Origin of the sequence: Halobacillus kuroshimensis DSM 18393, from assembly GCF_000425705.1 — a bacterium.
In the GTDB taxonomy this organism is placed as follows: domain Bacteria; phylum Bacillota; class Bacilli; order Bacillales; family Halobacillaceae; genus Halobacillus; species Halobacillus kuroshimensis.
The window spans coordinates 72,280-90,800 of sequence record NZ_AUDY01000012.1; the positions used below are offsets into that span (position 1 = coordinate 72,280).

Annotated in this window: 15 protein-coding genes and 2 tRNA genes; 13 read left to right on the forward strand and 4 right to left on the reverse strand. The window is 49.5% G+C overall.

Features of this window, described 5'->3' with window-relative positions; genetic code table 11:
- Positions 1-253 precede the first annotated feature (253 nt).
- Positions 254-1,771 (forward strand): AbgT family transporter, encoded by a 1,518-nt coding sequence (locus H615_RS0114895; RefSeq protein WP_027955897.1) that lies wholly within the window; start codon positions 254-256, stop codon positions 1,769-1,771.
- Between the two features lie 398 nt (positions 1,772-2,169).
- On the opposite strand, the gene H615_RS0114900 is transcribed toward H615_RS0114895, so the two are convergent.
- Complete coding sequence (locus tag H615_RS0114900) at positions 2,170-2,985, reverse strand: histidinol-phosphatase HisJ family protein (RefSeq protein ID WP_027955898.1); 816 nt, start codon at positions 2,983-2,985, stop codon at positions 2,170-2,172.
- Between the two features lie 158 nt (positions 2,986-3,143).
- Between H615_RS0114900 and H615_RS0114905 the strand changes: the two genes are divergently transcribed.
- The 4 genes from H615_RS0114905 (at position 3,144) to dnaB (ending at position 8,043) form a co-directional block, all read left to right on the forward strand.
- Entirely contained in the window at positions 3,144-4,097 is a 954-nt protein-coding gene (locus tag H615_RS0114905; protein ID WP_027955899.1) for a YybS family protein, read from the forward strand.
- 29 nt (positions 4,098-4,126) lie between these two features.
- The gene (locus H615_RS0114910; protein WP_027955900.1) at positions 4,127-6,100 is read left to right on the forward strand and encodes a DHH family phosphoesterase; all 1,974 of its coding nucleotides are present in this window, start codon (positions 4,127-4,129) and stop codon (positions 6,098-6,100) included.
- Positions 6,097-6,543 (forward strand): 50S ribosomal protein L9, encoded by a 447-nt coding sequence (rplI, locus tag H615_RS0114915; RefSeq protein ID WP_027955901.1) that lies wholly within the window; start codon positions 6,097-6,099, stop codon positions 6,541-6,543. Before H615_RS0114910 ends, rplI begins: the two co-directional genes overlap by 4 nt.
- Positions 6,544-6,681: 138 nt before the next feature.
- Positions 6,682-8,043 (forward strand): replicative DNA helicase, encoded by a 1,362-nt coding sequence (dnaB, locus tag H615_RS21445; RefSeq protein WP_035532384.1) that lies wholly within the window; start codon positions 6,682-6,684, stop codon positions 8,041-8,043.
- 140 nt (positions 8,044-8,183) lie between these two features.
- Here dnaB and H615_RS0114935 read toward each other — a convergent pair whose 3' ends face one another.
- Positions 8,184-9,038: a Cof-type HAD-IIB family hydrolase gene (locus H615_RS0114935; protein WP_027955903.1), complete on the reverse strand. Its 855-nt coding sequence runs from the start codon at positions 9,036-9,038 to the stop codon at positions 8,184-8,186.
- Complete coding sequence (locus H615_RS0114940) at positions 9,029-9,811, reverse strand: DeoR/GlpR family DNA-binding transcription regulator (RefSeq protein ID WP_027955904.1); 783 nt, start codon at positions 9,809-9,811, stop codon at positions 9,029-9,031. The genes H615_RS0114935 and H615_RS0114940 overlap by 10 nt, the downstream gene beginning before the upstream one ends.
- 239 nt (positions 9,812-10,050) lie before the next feature.
- Here H615_RS0114940 and H615_RS0114945 point away from each other — a divergent pair, with 239 nt between their 5' ends.
- Both H615_RS0114945 and H615_RS0114950 read left to right on the forward strand, forming a co-directional pair.
- Entirely contained in the window at positions 10,051-11,340 is a 1,290-nt protein-coding gene (locus tag H615_RS0114945; protein WP_027955905.1) for an adenylosuccinate synthase, read from the forward strand.
- Positions 11,341-11,412: 72 nt separating this feature from the next.
- Positions 11,413-11,970 (forward strand): LOG family protein, encoded by a 558-nt coding sequence (locus H615_RS0114950; RefSeq protein WP_027955906.1) that lies wholly within the window; start codon positions 11,413-11,415, stop codon positions 11,968-11,970.
- Positions 11,971-11,984: 14 nt separating this feature from the next.
- On the opposite strand, the gene H615_RS0114955 is transcribed toward H615_RS0114950, so the two are convergent.
- Positions 11,985-12,470 (reverse strand): hypothetical protein, encoded by a 486-nt coding sequence (locus H615_RS0114955; protein WP_027955907.1) that lies wholly within the window; start codon positions 12,468-12,470, stop codon positions 11,985-11,987.
- A gap of 138 nt (positions 12,471-12,608) precedes the next feature.
- Between H615_RS0114955 and H615_RS0114960 the strand changes: the two genes are divergently transcribed.
- From H615_RS0114960 to H615_RS0114985, 6 genes are all read left to right on the forward strand, one after another.
- A tRNA-Asp gene (locus tag H615_RS0114960) sits at positions 12,609-12,685 on the forward strand.
- Positions 12,686-12,807: 122 nt separating this feature from the next.
- Positions 12,808-12,880: transfer RNA gene (locus H615_RS0114965), tRNA-Phe, on the forward strand.
- A 285-nt stretch (positions 12,881-13,165) separates the two neighbouring features.
- Entirely contained in the window at positions 13,166-14,404 is a 1,239-nt protein-coding gene (locus H615_RS21855; RefSeq protein ID WP_027955908.1) for a peptidoglycan DD-metalloendopeptidase family protein, read from the forward strand.
- Between the two features lie 178 nt (positions 14,405-14,582).
- A complete protein-coding gene (gene yycF, locus H615_RS0114975) occupies positions 14,583-15,287 on the forward strand; it encodes a response regulator YycF (protein WP_027955909.1) in 705 nt (234 codons plus the stop codon).
- A 4-nt stretch (positions 15,288-15,291) separates the two neighbouring features.
- Positions 15,292-17,139: a cell wall metabolism sensor histidine kinase WalK gene (gene walK / locus H615_RS0114980; RefSeq protein WP_027955910.1), complete on the forward strand. Its 1,848-nt coding sequence runs from the start codon at positions 15,292-15,294 to the stop codon at positions 17,137-17,139.
- Positions 17,136-18,515, forward strand: coding sequence for a YycH family regulatory protein (locus H615_RS0114985; RefSeq protein WP_027955911.1), 1,380 nt, complete (start codon positions 17,136-17,138; stop codon positions 18,513-18,515). Before walK ends, H615_RS0114985 begins: the two co-directional genes overlap by 4 nt.
- Positions 18,516-18,521: the final 6 nt, after the last annotated feature.

Below are 18,521 nucleotides of genomic sequence, written 5' to 3' on the forward strand. Positions count from 1 at the left end.
GAGGTTACGAGGAGCGTTCGGTGGTGACGCCCGCGGCAAGCATCCACCGATAAGCGGAACGTGGCCGCTCTGTATAGGGGGAACTTTATAATGAGGAACGTTCGATCTTGCCGTCTAATGATCTGCCTGTGGGTTGATTTGTATGTGGTTTTTGTAAAAGTGAAACATAAACTTTGACTTTGAGACAATCCCTTGTTAAATTTAATGCCGACCTTATTTGTAAGTATTAAATAAAAAAACAAGGAGGACCATTATGAATGCTCAACAAAAAGAAGCTTCTGCCCCGAAAAAGCTTCTCTTCCGTATATTAGACGGGATCGAGTGGCTGGGGAATAAGCTGCCCTCTCCTTTGCTGCTGTTTGCCATTCTGGCAGCGCTTGTCGTGGTGATTTCCGGCATCTTCTCCGGTGTATCTGTCACCAACCCGACCTCAGGAGAAGTGGTCGAAGTCAAAAACCTATTCAGTCTCAGTGGACTGGAGTATATATTCAACAGTGCCGTTGAAAACTTCATCGGCTTTCCGCCGCTTGGCGCCGTTCTTGTAACGATGCTCGGTATCGGGCTTGCGGAACAGACAGGACTGATCAACGCCTCGCTGAAGGGCATCGTCTTTTCCTTCCCGCGCCGCCTGCTTACAGCTGCGCTTGTATTTGCCGGTGTTATGTCCAGTGTGGCGGTTAACGCCGGATATGTTGTTCTTCCGCCGCTTGGCGCTGTCCTGTTCCTTGGACTGGGACGTCACCCGCTTGCTGGTCTGGCTGCGGCCTTCGCTGGTGTCTCCGGTGGTTTCGGTGCCAACCTGGCGCTGACGTCCACGGATGCCATTCTGCTTGAGTTGACGGCTGATGCGGCCAGTACCATTGACCCTGCCTACGCCGATACGATTACGGTGACGATGAACTATTTCTTTGCCGCTGTTTCGGTCGCATTGATTACGATTGTCGGTACATTCGTGACTGATAAAATTGTAGAACCGCGTCTAGGCACTTATAAAGGGGACGAAGCCGGGGATATTGATGAACTGACGGCCTTGGAGAAAAAAGGGATGCGCCGGGCTGGTATCGGTTTCCTCCTTACCTTCGCCTTGATGGCCTATCTTTCCTTCGGGCCGCTGCGCGGGGACGGGGCTTATATCGAATCGCCGTTCTTCAACGCCCTGGTCTTTGTTATTTTCATCCTGTTCCTCGTCCCGGGACTGATTTACGGGATTGTCGTCAAGGAGATTTCCAATGACAAAGACTTGACCAAACTGTTAGGAAAAACGATGGCCACGATGAGCGGCTACATCGCTCTCGCCTTTACGGCCGGTCAGTTTATTGCTTACTTCCGTGAAACCAATCTTGGAACCGTCATCGCTTTCAAAGGCGCTGATTTTCTTGATTCCACAGGATTTGACGGCATCGGGCTGATCCTGACGTTCCTCGGCCTGACGATGGTCGTCAACTTCTTTATCGGAAGTTCTTCGGCGAAATGGACGATTCTTGCACCGGTGTTCGTTCCGATCATGATGAATCTCGGGTATTCCCCGGAATTCACGACACTGCTGTACCGGATTGCGGACTCTGTGACGAATATGATTACCCCGCTGCTCTTGTACTTCCCAGTGGTCATTGCATTTGCTCAGCGTTATGACAAGAAGCTCGGCATCGGTACCCTCATCTCCATGATGATTCCGTATTCGGTCGCCTTCCTGCTTGCATGGCTGCTGCTCTTACTTGTCTGGGTACTCGTTGGGATACCAGTCGGACCGGGAGCTCCAATCAGCTATTAATGACTCAGCACAGATTATGAAAAAAGGCCGGACTCCTTCAATGGAGTCCGGCCTTTCAACTTGTTAAGGGAACGTGGTGTTTTTCTAGTGCTTCCAGGCAAAAAAGACTCTGAAGCAGTCTCACATTCATGCAAACAATTCAGCAATTGCTCCGCTGAACTTATCGCTTTATCATTCGGTACATCCGATTTCCTTCATAAGGAATACGCGGTTGTCACGAGAAGCGTTCGGTGGTGACGCCTGCGGGAACAGCGCGAGTCGAAGATCCACTCGGGCAGGTGGTTTTCCTGTCCGAGTTAGCTGAGGCCGTGCCCGCGGCAAGCATCCACCGATAAGCGGAACGTGACGATCAACTCAACATAGGACAAGTCTACGGGAGGACACGTGCTTTTTCTTGTTTACCCGATCGGATGACGTTCAGCCTTCCGGTTCGTAAACGTATGGATATGCGTATAGCCGGCGGATTTCGCAAGGTCGATGGCGGCATCATAGCGGTAGCCGATATGGTCCGGCTTATGGGCATCAGAGCAGAGAACGATTCCAACTCCGGCTCCCCTGCAGATGCTCAATAGATCAGGGTCAGGATACAGCTCCCCGACCGGTTTCCTCAGGCCGGCGGTACTGATTTCAATAAGTGTATTTGTAGAAGCCAGCGCTTCCGCCGCCCGCTTGTACTGCCCGATAAGAAAATCACGGTCATCCGGACGATAGCCGAATACTTTGATCACATCGATATGGCCGACAAAGTCGAACAGCCCGGATTCAGCGAGGGTGACGACGCGGTCGAAGTACTGCTCATAGACGTCTTTCAAATCTCTTTTTTCATATTCCTCGCGGTAAATGGCCAGATCGATGCCCCATTCGTCGATCCAGTGCACGGACCCGATCACATAATCGAAGGGATGGGTATCGATAAAGGCTTCCATCTCTTTTTCCTTACCGGGCATGTAATCCATCTCGATGCCCATCTTAATGGGAAGTCCCTGCTTTTCGGCTTCATCAAACATCTGCTGGTAGGTGTCGAAATCGAGGGTCCGTCGGTTGTTGACCCACGGATTGGAGAGAATCTCCTTTGTCTCCTGGAAAAAATACGCATGTTCAGAAATGCCTAATTCCTGAATGCCTTCGTTTTTTGCTTTTTGTATGTAGGTTCTCAGATAGTCGACGTCTAAATTTCCTGTTTCAGCCATATGCACGTGATAATCGGTCAGCATGAACATCCTCCTCAGGTGGAATTTCATTCATCATACCAGACTCACACTTGTTCACCAAGACAGAACAGGCGTGAGTAAACAACAACCCGTACAAACCGTACATATGTTAAAATAGGGTGGTTAAGACAGCGCGAAAAAAGTCGAGGTGCTACCTGAATATGAATAACTCTAAAAGAATAACCGAAGGGGCTTTAATGGCAGGGATATATCTGCTATTGTTATTGGTAATTATTTTCCTGCCGGGAGGAATCGGATCGTTACTCCTGTTCGTTCTGCCGGTGCCATACATTTATTACAGCAGCCGTCATGGCTGGAAGTCCGGCCTGCTCCTGTTTTGTTTAACGATGATCTTCAGTCTGCTGATCGTTCCGGTCCTTTCCATTCCCTTTACACTCACAGCGGGAATCGGGGGCGTGGTATCCGGCGGCGTCCTGCATGCCGGCCGTTCAGCCTATGAATCTCTTGCTCTTGGAACCGTCGGGTATACGGGAGGACTTGTCCTCGGTATGGGACTTGTCCAGCTGCTTCTCGGGATCAATCTTATTGATGAACTGACAGCAGGGATGAGCGATAGTTTAGACACGGTGGAATCTACGATGGGCATCTTCCCACAGGGGGAGAGCTCAGAGGAAGCTGTGGACACAGTCCGTGAAGCGATTACCTTCATCCCGGACATCATCCCAAGTATTTTCGTCATGACAAGCGTCATCACGGCCTTGATCAGTTTGTGGCTGACGTTCAAGCTCATGAACAGGATCGAAAATAAATCCTATGCCTTTGCTTCATTTAAAAATTTCCGATTGCCGACGTCTATTCTGTGGTATTACTTCTTTGCGATGATTTTGAACTATGTGGTGACAGATCGGGAAGGCTGGGTGTATTTCGGAGCCATCAACGTCTTCATTGTGGCGGGCACACTGCTTGCCATCCAAGGCTTTTCATTCGTCTTCTATTACGCATCACAGAAGAAGTGGCCGAAGGCTGTCCCTGTCCTGGTGATCGTTTTTTCATTACTTTCTCCGGGATTGATCATGTATCTTGTTCGAATTTTAGGTATAATTGATTTAGGATTTCCACTGCGCAGCTATGTCAGTGAGAAGAAAAAAAACTAGCTCGGAGAAGATGGTAGGAGCTGAATGCAATGCCGAACTTTTTTAAGAAACCAACTATGAGCGGACACTTATGGATCATCTATGCGATTTCCTTAATTCTGCTCGGGTTTATCTGGTATTATCAGTGGATGCTCGGATTATTGATGACGCTGTTCCTTGCTGCATCGATATTCTATAGTGTCCGCACCGAACAGCACATGATCAATGAAACCGAAGAATATATATCGACCCTTTCCTACCGGGTGAAAAAGGTGGGCGAGGAAGCCCTGTTGGAAATGCCGATCGGAATTATCCTTTACAGCGAGAATTACACCGTCGAATGGGCCAATCCGTACATGAACCGGTTCACCAATGAAGATACGGTTGTCGGAGAGTCCCTGAAAAAGCTGTCGGATCAGCTGATTCCTGCCTTGAAGGAAGAGGAGGATGAAGTGTGGATTACGATCGACGGCTATAAACTCCAAACAGTTGTCAAACGGGAGGAGCGCCTGCTATATCTATTTGATCGGACACAGCAGACCGAGATTCATAACCGTTATGAAAACGAACAGACCGTACTTGCGATCATTTTTCTTGATAACTATGAGGAAATTACGCAGGGAATGGATGATACAGCGAAAAGCCATATCAACTCCCAGGTAACCTCCATACTGAACAAATGGGCCGGGGACTACGGCATCTATTTGAAACGTACATCACAGGAACGGTTTATGGCTGTGATGAATCAGGAAATTCTTTACACGCTTGAAAAAGCGAAGTTCGAAATCCTGGATGATGTCCGGGAACTGATTACCGATCAGAACGTCCCGCTGACACTGAGTTTCGGTATCGGTGTCGGTCCGATCAGCCTGCCTGAACTCGGGGAGCTGTCTCAGTCGAGTCTGGATCTTGCTCTCGGCCGCGGCGGCGACCAGGTGGCCATCAAGGATGATTCCGGGAAGGTCCGCTTCTACGGCGGTAAAACCAACCCGATGGAGAAACGGACGCGTGTACGGGCACGGGTCATCTCCCACGCCATGAAGGAGCTCGTCCAGGCGAGTGAAAAAGTCTTGATTATGGGACACAAATCGCCGGATATGGACTCGATCGGGGCTTCCATCGGCATACTGAAAATCGCTCAGGCCAACGACAAAAAAGCAGCCATCGTCCTGGATCCGGATGATATCGATACAGGCGTGCAGCGGATGGTCGAAGAGATTGAAAAGGACGAAGACTTGTGGCAGTACTTCATCCCGCCGGAAGATGCGCTCGAAATGGTGACGAATAATACACTGCTCGTCGTCGTCGATACGCACAAACCGTCCATGGTCATGGAGGAAAAACTGCTGTCCAAGACCGAGCATGTCGTCGTCATCGATCACCACCGCCGGGCGGAGGAGTTCATCAAGGACCCGACGCTCGTCTATATGGAGCCGTATGCTTCTTCCACGGCCGAGCTTGTCACCGAGCTATTGGAATACCAGCCGAAGAAGCTGAAGCTGTCCATGCTTGAATCGACGGCCCTGCTTGCCGGGATCATCGTCGATACGAAGAGCTTCACGCTCCGTACGGGCTCACGAACGTTTGATGCCGCTTCCTACCTGCGATCCAAAGGAGCGGATACCGTCCAGGTCCAGAAATTCATGAAAGAGGATCTGGATGTCTATGTAAGGCGGAGCAAGTTGATTGAGAAGGCATCCATATATAGAGATGGGATAGCCATATCAACAGGCGACCACGGTGAATCCTATGGTCCTGTCATCATCGCTCAAGCTGCGGATACGCTGCTTACGATGAGTGGAATTGTCGCATCGTTTGTCATATCTGAACGCAGTGACGGCCGAATCGGCATCAGTGCCCGTTCCCTCGGCGATATCAACGTCCAGGTCATCATGGAGAAGATGAATGGCGGGGGGCATCTGACCAATGCGGCTACACAGCTGGAAGACACAACGATTGAAGATGCCAGAGATTTGCTGCAGGATATTATTGACGAATATTTTGAAGGGGGAGACACAGAATGAAAGTAATATTCAAAACGGATGTAAAAGGTAAAGGGAAAAAAGGCGAAATCAAAGAAGTGAACGACGGTTATGCGCGTAACTACCTTCTGAAGAACAACCTGGCTGTCGAGGCGACCAAAGGCAATATGCAGGCGCAGAAAGCCAAGGATGCCAAGGTTGAGCAGCAGGCTCAGGAAGAAGTGGAAGAAGCGAAGCGCCTTAAGGATCAGCTCGCTGATCTGGAAGTGAAGCTTGATGCGAAATCCGGCGACAGCGGCCGTCTTTTCGGATCGATTACGAGCAAGCAGATCGCCGAGCAGTTGAAGAAGGATCACAACATCAAGATCGACAAACGGAAAATTGAGCTGGATGATCCGATCCGTACGCTTGGATACTCGAACGTTCCTGTGAAGCTTCACCCGGAAGTGACAGGCACGATCCGTGTCCACATCGCTGAAAAATAAATGTATCAAAGAGGCGCCCTGTCCATTGTCCGGATGAACAGGGCGCTTTTACTTCTGCCCTTTCCGGCATATGGACAGCGGTCAGAATATGAGTTAATATGATGTATTGGTGTTAACGATTCAGAGGAGGAAAAGCTAGTGAGTGAAATGTGGAACGACCGTACCCCGCCTCATAATATAGAAGCAGAGCAGGCGGTGCTTGGTGCGATCTTTTTAGAACCTGAAGCAATGTCGACAGCCGCAGAGAATTTACTTCCGGAAGATTTTTATCGAGCAAGCCACCAGCGGATATTCGAAGTGATGCTGACGCTTGCGGACAGAGGCGAGCCGATCGACCTGGTTACGGTCACCACGGCTCTTTCCAACAATAAGGTGTTGGAGGAGGTCGGCGGAGTTTCCTATCTGACGGATATCGCAAACTCGGTGCCGACCGCCGCCAACGTCGGTTATTATACGAACATCGTCGGTGAAAAATCGACGCTCCGCAGTTTGATCAGAACCGCTACGAACATTGTGACGACAGGATATTCGGAGGAAGAAGAGATTGACGATGTCCTGAACTCCGCAGAGAAGGACATATTAGAAGTATCCCAGCGGAAAAATTCCAGTGCTTTCAAAAGCATTAAAGACGTCCTGATCGATGTGTATGACAACATTGAACAGCTGCACATGAACGATGGATCGACGACAGGTATTCCGACGGGCTACCGTGACCTTGATCACATCACATCCGGCTTCCAGCGGAATGATTTGATCATTATCGCTGCGCGTCCATCGATGGGTAAGACGGCCTTCGCCTTGAACATCGCCCAGAACGTCGCCGTACACACAGATGAGAACGTCGCCATCTTCAGTTTGGAGATGGGGGCTGACCAGCTCGTTTCCCGTATGCTCTGCGCAGAAGGAAACATCGATGCCCAGCGTCTGCGTACCGGAAGCCTGGAAACGGAAGACTGGAACAAGTTGACCATGGCGATGGGAAGCTTGTCCAACGCCGGCATCTACATTGACGACACCCCCGGGGTGCGCGTGAGTGAAATCCGCTCCAAATGCCGCCGCCTGAAGCAGGAACACGGACTCGGCATGATTTTGATCGACTATCTGCAGTTGATCCAGGGAAGCGCGAATTCCAAAGAAAACCGTCAGCAGGAGGTTTCTGAAATCTCCCGTTCCCTGAAAGGTCTTGCCCGTGAGCTGAACGTGCCTTTGATTGCCCTGTCCCAGCTCTCCCGTGGTGTGGAATCCCGTCAGGATAAACGCCCGATGATGTCGGACCTTCGTGAATCCGGATCGATTGAGCAGGATGCTGATATCGTCGGATTCCTTTATCGTGATGACTATTATGATAAAGAATCCGAAAGCCAGAACATCATTGAAATCATTATCGCTAAACAGCGTAACGGTCCGGTCGGAAACGTCGAACTTGCCTTCGTGAAGGAGTACAACAAGTTCGTCGACCTTGACCACCGTTATACCGATGCCGATATACCACCGGCCTGACAAAAGAAAGAAACGAAAAGACGCTCACATCCAGAGGGGAGATCTGGAGGAGCGTCTTTTTTTGCAGCTTCTGTGAAGCCATGTATGATGATCACCACCCATCACGCCTCCCGGAGAGTCACGCTGGGTCGTGGGTGATCTTAAGAAAAGTAGTGCGTGATGGCATAGGCCGCGCCATCCTCATCATTGGATTTTGTGATGTAATCGCTTGCTTCTTTCACATCACGGACCGCGTTTTCCATTGCGGCACTCCTTCCGGCGGCCTTCAGCATGGAAAGGTCGTTATGACTGTCTCCGACGGCCGCTGTCCGGTCCATCGGGATGCCGAGGTGATCTGCTACCGACTTCAGGGCACTGCCTTTGGAGGCGGTGTGGTCCTCAAGCTCAAAGTTATGCTCGGCAGAACTCACCATCGTGAACGATGGATGGTCACGGAACTTCTCTCTGCCTTTTTCGAGTTTATCCAGATCGAACGTGAAAGCGAGGATGTTGTACATCGGGTCCTTTGACTCGACGATCTCCTCATAGGATTCGACAAAAGCGAAGCCGTTTTGACTGAACTGCTTATCCAGTGCATGCCTCAAGCTCTGCTGATCGGTTTCCGGGTTGGCGCTGAGGAGGCGGTCCATCTCCACATGAAGAAGTTCCCGTCCATTCTGCGGCGTGTAAATCGATGATCCGCTGAATACCTCATAATAATAATCCTCCTGCTCCAGCCACTCCAAGGCTTCCCCGGCATCTTCCCGATCCAGTGCTTTTTCTTCAAACAGGGTGCCGTCCGGTGTATGGATGACGGCGCCGTTTGCACTGATGACCCATGGCTGGAGGGGAAGACTGGAAAAAATCTTCTGGACGTCGAAATAGGCCCGACCTGTGGCTATAACGATTTCCACGCCGTTTTCCCTTGCGTTCTTAAGTGCTTCTGCATTTCCGTCACTGATTGAATTTTCCTTGTTCAAAAGCGTTCCGTCGAGATCGATGGCAATCAAGTCCATAAATCCTTCTCCTCCTCTTCTGTAACAATCAATTCTACTCCGCATTCCTTCAATAGATGCTGGAAGGGTTCCTCCGGTGCCTGATCGGTAATGATCATGTCGATATCCTCCAGTCCTGCAAACGTGAAGAATTCCGTCATCCCGAATTTCGTATGATCAGCAAGGACGATCACTTCCTCGGCCTGCTTGATCATATTTTTCTTCACCATTCCGTCCTCTTCATGCCCGAGGGTCAGTCCGTGTTCAGAGATGCCGACTACGCCGATGAAGGCTTTATCGACATGGTAGCTTTTCAGGCGTTCAATGACAGAGGCGCCGTAAAGAAACTGGTGCTCCTTCTGCAGGTAGCCTCCGAGGAGCTGAATGGAGACGAGACCGACATTGGAGAGGATATCCGCCTGGTGAATCGAATTGGTAATCACCTTGATCTCCATCGGTGAGATCTGACTGGCGCAGGCCTGTACGGTCGTGGATGTGTCTAAAATGATATGATCCCCCGAATGGATCAACGAAGCTGCTTTTCTGCCGATTTCCTGTTTTTCATAGGATACAGCCTTCAAACGATGGGTATAATCCTGAATAGCCGCATGGGTTTTCGGCAGGATGGCCCCGCCCCGCGTCCGTACGATGGCTTTGCGCTCTTCCAGCTTCACCAGGTCACGTCTTGCGGTATCTCGTGAAATGTCGAACATCTCACACATTTGATCAATCGTGATGCGGCGGTTGTTTTTTAAGTATTCGATGACGCCGATCAGTCTTTCTTCCTGATACATGGGAGAACCCCTTCCATATCTATCCTCTTGTAAGTGATTATAAGTAATTTTATAATTAAAATCAATGGATAATAAGTTTTAATAAGTTGTTAGAAAAGCCTGATATATAGGCTATTATCGAACATTGAAATATTTTATTGAAATTAATGTTCGGATTTAGCGTTGACTTTCACGTCGGGAATTGGTAAACTGACGAAGGAAATTCAAACCAATAACCAAATTCATTGCGGAGGTGCCTTATGTCTTCAGTAGTTGTAGTCGGAACCCAGTGGGGGGACGAAGGTAAAGGCAAAATTACCGATTTTCTTTCACAAAATGCCGAAGTGGTTGCGCGTTACCAAGGTGGTAACAATGCGGGACACACGATTAAATTTGACGGAATAACTTATAAACTTCACCTGATTCCATCAGGGATTTTCTTTGATGATAAAATCTGCGTACTCGGAAATGGCATGGTCATTGATCCGAAAGCGCTTCTTGAGGAATTGAAATACCTTCATGATAAAGGTGTTTCCACAGACAACCTGCGGATCAGCAACCGTGCGCACGTCATTCTACCTTACCACTTGAAGCTGGATGCGCTTCAGGAGGAAGAAAAGGGCGCCAATAAGATCGGAACAACCAAAAAAGGGATTGGACCGGCTTATATGGACAAAGCGGCCCGTACAGGAATCCGCATAGCAGATCTCATGGACAAGGAGAGCTTCCGTGAGAAACTGGAACAGAACCTTGCCGAGAAGAACCGTCTGTTCGAAAAAGTGTATGAAACAGAACCGTTCACCGTGGATGAAATTCTTGATGAGTACTACGAGTATGGTCAGAAGATCGCTTCTTATGTATGCGATACGTCTGTCGTCCTGAATGACAACCTTGATGACGGCCGCCGCGTACTTTTCGAAGGCGCCCAGGGTGTTATGCTCGATATCGACCAGGGAACTTACCCGTTCGTCACATCCTCCAACCCGATTGCCGGTGGAGTTACGATCGGTTCCGGTGTCGGTCCATCTAAAATCAAGCACGTCGTCGGTGTATCCAAAGCCTATACGACACGTGTCGGCGATGGTCCATTCCCGACGGAGCTTGAAAACGAAACCGGCGACCAAATCCGCGAAGTCGGCCGTGAATACGGAACGACAACAGGACGTCCGCGCCGTGTCGGCTGGTTCGACAGTGTTGTTGTCCGCCACGCCCGCCGTGTGAGCGGAATCACGGATCTTTCCCTGAATTCGATTGATGTGCTGACAGGCATTGAAACGCTGAAGATTTGTACGGCATATAAGTACAAAGGTGAAATCATCGAGGAGTTCCCGGCCAGCTTGAAAGTTCTCGCTGAATGTGAACCGGTCTATGAAGAAATGCCGGGCTGGACGGAAGACATCACGGGTGTGAAAAACCTGAGCGAACTGCCGGCCAATGCACGCCATTACATCGAGCGTGTGTCACAGCTGACAGGAATTCCGCTTTCTGTCTTCTCTGTCGGTCCTGACCGTTCCCAAACGAACGTCGTCCGCAGTGTGTACAGCGAATAATCAACGAGCACCTGGCTGTTATCAGTCAGGTGTTTTTGTATAGGATAACGATAAAGGAAAGGAGTGTTTCATGTGAAACGCATTTGTATTTTTGCCGGGTCAAGTGCCGGAAGCAGCCCGGTCTTCGCTGAACAGACGAAAATTCTCGGACAGGCCCTCGCTTCCCGTGGGATTGAACTCGTCTACGGAGGAGCCCGGAGCGGACTGATGGGCGCTGTGGCTGATGAAGTCCTTGCACATGGCGGGTCCGTTACAGGCGTCATGCCGACACATCTTTTTGATAAAGAAGTCCCCCACCCGGATATTACGAAAATGATTGAAGTGGACACCCTCCATGAGCGAAAAGCGAAAATGAGTGAACTGGCCGATGGATTCATCGCTCTCCCCGGCGGCTTCGGCACGCTTGAGGAATTGTTTGAAACCGTCAGCTGGGCACAAATCGGCATTCATCAGAAGCCTGTCGCCCTCTTCAACATTGGAGGGTACTATACCCCTGTGATGAAGCTCGTGGAACACAGTGTCCAGGCCGGATTTGTGAAAGAGGAGCACCAGGACTTGATGGTAGCCTCTTCCGATCCGCAGCAGCTTTTGGATGAAATGGAAGCAAAAGAAAAACCGGGCCTTCGCTGAGGTCCGGTTCCTTCCTATACGTGAATCGTTTTTGAAAAGATCAACCCGAAGTACCGGTATGTCACTTTAATTTTGCTGATGGTTGTTTTTTCGACAATACTCAGGCCATATATGGTGGCAGGGGCTGGATCAGTGGCAGCGGCAACGGTTTTAGCAGCAAGGGGAGATGTGTCGGGTCCTAGTGAGAATGAGGTGAAATCCTGTGTGCGTTGGCTCTCACCGAGGAGCGCATGTGTATCCGTAAGGGTGAAACCTTGTTCTGTGTCGCTGATCTGAACATTCACGTGGGAAGGGGCTTCATCATCATTAATGGAAACATCCGTAATGTGGATACTTCCCAGCATGCTTTTGTTTCCTAAAGCGACAATGACCGACTGTTTGTCCTCCGTCGATCCAATCGATCCGTGCTCAAGCGGCGGATTCAGCTTCAGAAAGGCAATGGACGATACCAATAAAAAGATAAGGGCGTAAACCAGATAGCGGAACCATATCCTCGTCAACGAGATCCTCCTTTCTATGTATAATGGCAGCTGTTCAGACAAAGGACTGAAGGAATTCTTACATTCTATGAAATTTACTATTGCTTCCCCTTTGACCGTGTGGTACGATAGATATCGTTGCGGTGAACGAGCCGTATTGGTCCGGTAGTTCAGTTGGTTAGAATGCCTGCCTGTCACGCAGGAGGTCGCGGGTTCGAGTCCCGTCCGGACCGCCATTTTCATTATATCATTCTGTGTGGTCGAATTCACACGTAATGTGATTCTGTAATGGAAAGAAGAAGTCGAAAACTCGGTAATTGCAGGAGTTTCATCCATTTTGAAAAATTCATCTTACTATGGCTCGGTAGCTCAGTCGGTAGAGCAACGGACTGAAAATCCGTGTGTCGGCGGTTCGATTCCGTCCCGAGCCACTTCTTTAAAAAGCCTGTAGAAGAACTTAGCGTTCCTCTACAGGCTTTTTTTTGTGTTCATTTACAGGAAAATATTATCCGTGTTTCCACATCCTCATTTTAATGCTAATTTATATCAATATATATAAGATTATTATCTATTTCGTAAAATTGCCAGGAAAATTATATCTTTTTTACAAGTTTTAAAATCTATTTTATTAAAAGTTTGGCTATGATAGATTAATGAAGGTGAATTTTACAATTTTTTATAGATAGATACACATAAAAATCCAGGGGGAAGGAAACATGTGGAAGAAGGTTGTCATTACGGTGCTTGGGATCGCTGTACTCGGAGTCGGAACGGTTTATGCAGAGCAGTCCATGCAGACCGTTTATCACGTCCAGATGGATGGCCGGGAGATCGGTACCGTGACAGAGAAAGCTGTCGTTCAGGATGAACTGGAAGCATTAGTGAAACAGAAGGAAGAGCAGCATGAAGATTGGAACTTGACGGTGGCTGAAGATATTACATTCAAGCCGGAGCGCGTCTTTTCTGTTGAAGCAGACGAGGGACAGGTGCTTGAAAGCTTGGAGCAGGACGTGTCGTACGCGGTGGAAGCGGTACAAGTCCAAGTGAATGGGCAGTCCATCGCTTACCTTCCGGAGGCCGGAGATGTAGAGGAAGTGATGGAGACGTTAAAAGCGGAATACGTCAATGACGAGCGCGGCTCTGAGGAAGAGGACGTGTCTGCCGGCGAAACGGAACTTGAAAACGTCTACGTCAATGGTGTGATCGACTATGCCCCTGTTCAAGCGGCCCCTTCGTCCATCAATACCGTAGAGGAGACGGTGGACCGCATTCAAACCGGTAACCTGTCAGAGCAGGTGTCGCTGAGCAGCGGCGAACCGCTGGTCGATGTGATCGTAACCGAACAGGAACGGGAAGCAGAAATGATTGCCCACAAGGTCGAAGTCCGGAATACGGATGCGCTGTATGAAGGAGAAACGGAAATCCATCAGGAAGGACAGGATGGGAAGAAGGAAACCTTGATTCAGACGGTGACGGAAAACGGTGAGACCACAGAGGAGGAAGTCCTTGAAGAGGAAGTCGTCGAGGATCCTGTCACACAAGTCGTGTTGAAAGGCACGAAGCCGTCGCCATCCACCGGATCCGGGAACTTTGTGTGGCCGGCAGTCGGAGGAGTCATTACGAGTAAACAGGGAGAACGCTGGGGGCGTTATCACAAAGGGATCGATATCGCCGGCGTTTCCGACCTGACCATAAAAGCCGCCGATCACGGGAAAGTGACCGAAGCCGGTTACCAGGAGAGCTTTGGTAACAAAGTCGTCATTGATCACGGCAACGGCTATGAGACATTGTATGCCCACCTGTCTTCCATCGATGTCCAGGTGGGGGACACGGTTCAGCAGGGGGAAAAAATCGGTGATATGGGAACGACCGGTCATTCCACCGGTGTCCATCTCCACTTTGAAGTGCATAAGGATGGCGGCCTGGAAAACCCGCTTTCCCACGTATCTCAATAATGAAAAGCCGCTATGCAGAGTCATAGCGGCTTTTTTCATGGGAATGACTAATCATGGAGACCTATAGATAGGATGAACGGATGATTTCCTCTCGTGTCTTCAGATGAAATAAGACATTTAGCAGGAAATAAGTTAAAATGAGGGAAAGAACAGAAGTCGATGAAAGGGATGAGACAAGATGGCTCAAAAGATCTTAGTTGTAGACGATGAAAAACCAATTGCTGATATATTGAAGTTCAACCTTGAAAAGGAAGGCTATGAAGTCGTGTGTGCCTATGATGGGGACGAAGCGATCGCTAAAGCGGATGAGGAAGAGCCGGAACTGATTCTGCTTGATATTATGCTTCCGAATAAAGATGGCAATGAAGTGTGCCGGGAAGTGCGTAAGCGCCACAATATGCCGATCATCATGCTGACGGCTAAAGACGCTGAAATTGATAAAGTGCTCGGACTGGAAATGGGTGCGGACGATTATGTAACGAAACCGTTCAGCAACCGCGAACTGATTGCCCGTGTCAAAGCGAACCTGCGCCGCCAGCAGCAGGAGCCGGAGGATTCCTCCCAGCAGACGAAGGACATTGAAATCGGCCGCCTGGCGATCCATCCGGATGCTTATACGGTGACGCGTGATGGGACATATATCGAGCTTACCCACCGTGAATTCGAGCTGCTTCACTACTTAGCCCGCCATATCGGACAGGTGATGACGCGTGAACACCTGCTTGAAACCGTATGGGGCTACGATTACTACGGTGATGTCCGTACCGTTGATGTGACTGTCCGCCGTCTCCGTGAAAAAATTGAGGAGAACCCGAGTAACCCGATGTGGATCGTGACACGACGCGGGGTCGGCTACTATTTGAGAAATCCAGAGCAGGACTGACTTTATGAAGAAAGTGGGTTTCTTTCAGTCGGTCCGGCTGAAGCTGATTGTTGTTTATATACTGCTTTTATTATTAGGCATCCAAGTGATTGGGGCCTATTTTGTTAGTCAGCTTGATAATCAGCTGACAAGCAATTTCACCAGTTCCATCGATAACCAGCTGAATTCCCTGACTTTCAGCCTGCAGAATGCGTTTAACGCCGAACGGGACGAGGACAGCCCGACACTGGAGGATGAAGTGCAGGGGCTGATCAGTGACTTTATAGAAGAAACGCAGAGCATCAATCCCCGCAAACTGCAGATTTTGAACAGCAACTCCAATATCATCGCCTCGGTCGGCAACCGGGATGATTCATCCGATATCGGAAAAAAGGTCACCGATTACCAGCTGACCAACGTGCTGGTTATCGGTGAGGCGACCGAACCGAAGTTCAAGCGGGAAGAGGGCAGCAATGACCGCGTGTATGTAGGTACGCGCCCGATCACCGATGAAACGGGCGAGGAAGTCCTCGGTCTTCTCCATTATGAAATCTACGGGGATGAAATCTCGACACAGATGCAGGAGATCAGCAGTATTTTTGCCAAAGGGACGGTCTTAGCCATCGTCGTAACGGCTCTGCTCGGGATTTTGGTGGCCCGGACCATTACGAAGCCGCTGACGGAAATGAAGCGTCAGGCCCAGATAATGGCGACCGGTGACTTTTCCCAGAAGGTCAATGTCCGGGGAAATGATGAAATCGGTGAACTGGGGCATGCGTTCAACGATATGAATGATAAATTGAAGCTGGCTCAGGCGACAACCGAAGGAGAGCGGAGGAAGCTGAGTTCTGTGCTTTCCAACATGTCGGACGGCGTGATTGCCACGGACCGGCTGGGCGCCATTATTTTAATGAACGCGCCGGCTTCCAAGTTGATCGGCCAGCGCTTTGAGGATATCCAGGGGCAGTCGCTCATCGATGTGCTTGATTTGAGCGACCAGATTGAAGAAATGGAGGAAGTCGAAGAAACCAACTCGATGATTATCGATTTGAGTAACGACGACGACCACCTGTTATTGAAAGCGAACTTCTCAGTGGTGGAGGATGAAAACAATGAAATGGACGGCTTCATCACGGTAATCAGTGATGTAACCGAGCAGCAGCGCGTCGAGCAGGAGCGCCGCGAATTCGTTTCCAATGTTTCCCATGAACTCCGCACGCCATTGACGACGATGCGCAGCTACATCGAAGCGCTGAACGACGGAGCATGGCAGGATCCGGAGATCGCCCCGCGCTTCCTTGATGTCACCCAGAATGAAACGGACCGGATGATCCGGCTCGTCAACGATCTGCTCCAGCTTACGAAAATGGATCATAAAGAAACGACCCTTATGAAGGAACGGGTGGAATTCGTCAGCTTTTATGAAAGCATTATTGAGCGCTTTGAAATGAACAAGGATGATAAAGTGAACTTCGTCCGCAGCCTGACGAAGAAAAAGATGCATGTATGGATTGATAAGGATAAAATCACCCAGGTGCTGGATAATGTAATTTCCAACGCCATCAAGTATTCCCCGGAAGGCGGGCGGATTACCTTTGAAGCCTCCTCAACGCGGAAACAGCTGCGTGTCAGCATTACTGATGAAGGCATCGGGATGCCGCCGGATACGGTCGATAAAATCTTTGACCGCTTTTATCGTGTAGATAAGTCAAGGGCCCGGGAAATGGGCGGTACTGGTCTTGGTCTTGCGATTGCCCGGGAAATAATTGATGCCCACCACGGGAAAATATGGGCGGAAAGCCGTGAAGGGAAAGGAACAACCGTTTACTTTACTCTCCCGCTCATGAGTCAGAAGCGGAGGGATAAATCATGAATAGAGAAACGTTGAAATCAATCATTCTCGTTATTCTGATTGCCTTCAGTCTCGTGTTGACCGTCGCCCTCTGGAGTTACCAGCCGGCTTCGGAAACGTTGGAAGAGGGTGGAAGCACAGCCGACAACAAGCTGGAAGGTCTCGGTACCGAAGAAGATCTTTCTGATTTATTGATTCCTGAACTGGTCGTCTATCATGAAAATGACGGACATTTCACATTTCCTGAACCGAATGGAAAGACGAGCTTTAATGACCAATTCAAGAAATGGTCGTTATCCAATTTTGATACCACACCTGGTGAAATCGATCTGAATACGATCGAAAAAGGCGTGGAAGTCATTTTTCCGACCTCTCTGCCGTTAAAAGTGATCAAAGACCTGTTTACCGTCAACAATAATGTCATTCTTGATAATTTCAATAAGAACTTTGAACGGGTATTCCTTGTCCAAAATGAAGAGCGCTCTTCCTCTACTTATGAGCTTTGGTTCGTCCAGGCCGGCAGCCAGGGGGACGAAGTCACCTTGAAGGCAAGTGTCAATGCGAGTGCGGGAGACAGAGCACTGAAGGCATTCGAAGATCGGAATGACCTGACGGAAATTGTCCGTCTTGCCGATGAAATGCCGGCCGTCGATGCGGCGAATATCGGCGCTAACCATATCTATCTGCCGAAAGATGATATTTTTGTGCCTCAGGTCGTCCTGCAGACGACGGCTGTGCCGGTCACACCGCTGCAGAATGATTTGTTCCCGTCGCCATCCAGCACCATCTTCTATGAGGCGGGAGAAGGGATCAAACGGACGAAAACGAATGACCGGAGGCTGGATCAGAAAAAGGATGACCGGCTGATGGAGTTTCTATTTTTAACAACGAAGAGTATCAATGAATCCGGGATGACCGAATACGACCTGCTGACAAAAAGTGTGCAGGACATCAACAGTCATCTTGGATGGACAAACGAATTCAGGATCGAATCCTTATCCACCGGGCTGGATGAACTGAAATACCGGATGTATTTCAATGAATTCCCGGTCATGGAAGACGAGGCCACACAGGGGTTTGCGCAGATATCCATGACGTATGAGGATAGTGACATCCAAAGCTACGACCGGCCGCTGATCAAGTTCGTACGGACTCCGTATGAAACAGATTCCATGGCTGAACTGCAGTCCGTCGATGATGTGATTACTCAAATCCAGAATTCCAACACGTATGACTTCAACAGCATCAAAAATATCGGAATTCGCTACACGTTGGAAGAGCAGACGAACAATCTGGCGTATAACTTGATACCGGAATGGTATATCGAGACCGAATCCGAAAGCTGGGCACCATTATTCAAGGAAGAGCCGATGCCGAATGGCGAAGCGGCACCTTAAGAGGAA

Coding starts and splice junctions, on each gene's coding strand:
- H615_RS0114895 (WP_027955897.1), top strand. CDS start 254: ATGAATGCTCAACAAAAAGAAGCTTCTGCCCCGAAAAAGCTTCTCTTC.
- H615_RS0114900 (WP_027955898.1), bottom strand. CDS start 2,985: ATGCTGACCGATTATCACGTGCATATGGCTGAAACAGGAAATTTAGAC.
- H615_RS0114905 (WP_027955899.1), top strand. CDS start 3,144: ATGAATAACTCTAAAAGAATAACCGAAGGGGCTTTAATGGCAGGGATA.
- H615_RS0114910 (WP_027955900.1), top strand. CDS start 4,127: ATGCCGAACTTTTTTAAGAAACCAACTATGAGCGGACACTTATGGATC.
- rplI (WP_027955901.1), top strand. CDS start 6,097: ATGAAAGTAATATTCAAAACGGATGTAAAAGGTAAAGGGAAAAAAGGC.
- H615_RS0114935 (WP_027955903.1), bottom strand. CDS start 9,038: ATGGACTTGATTGCCATCGATCTCGACGGAACGCTTTTGAACAAGGAA.
- H615_RS0114940 (WP_027955904.1), bottom strand. CDS start 9,811: ATGTATCAGGAAGAAAGACTGATCGGCGTCATCGAATACTTAAAAAAC.
- H615_RS0114945 (WP_027955905.1), top strand. CDS start 10,051: ATGTCTTCAGTAGTTGTAGTCGGAACCCAGTGGGGGGACGAAGGTAAA.
- H615_RS21855 (WP_027955908.1), top strand. CDS start 13,166: ATGTGGAAGAAGGTTGTCATTACGGTGCTTGGGATCGCTGTACTCGGA.
- yycF (WP_027955909.1), top strand. CDS start 14,583: ATGGCTCAAAAGATCTTAGTTGTAGACGATGAAAAACCAATTGCTGAT.
- walK (WP_027955910.1), top strand. CDS start 15,292: ATGAAGAAAGTGGGTTTCTTTCAGTCGGTCCGGCTGAAGCTGATTGTT.
- H615_RS0114985 (WP_027955911.1), top strand. CDS start 17,136: ATGAATAGAGAAACGTTGAAATCAATCATTCTCGTTATTCTGATTGCC.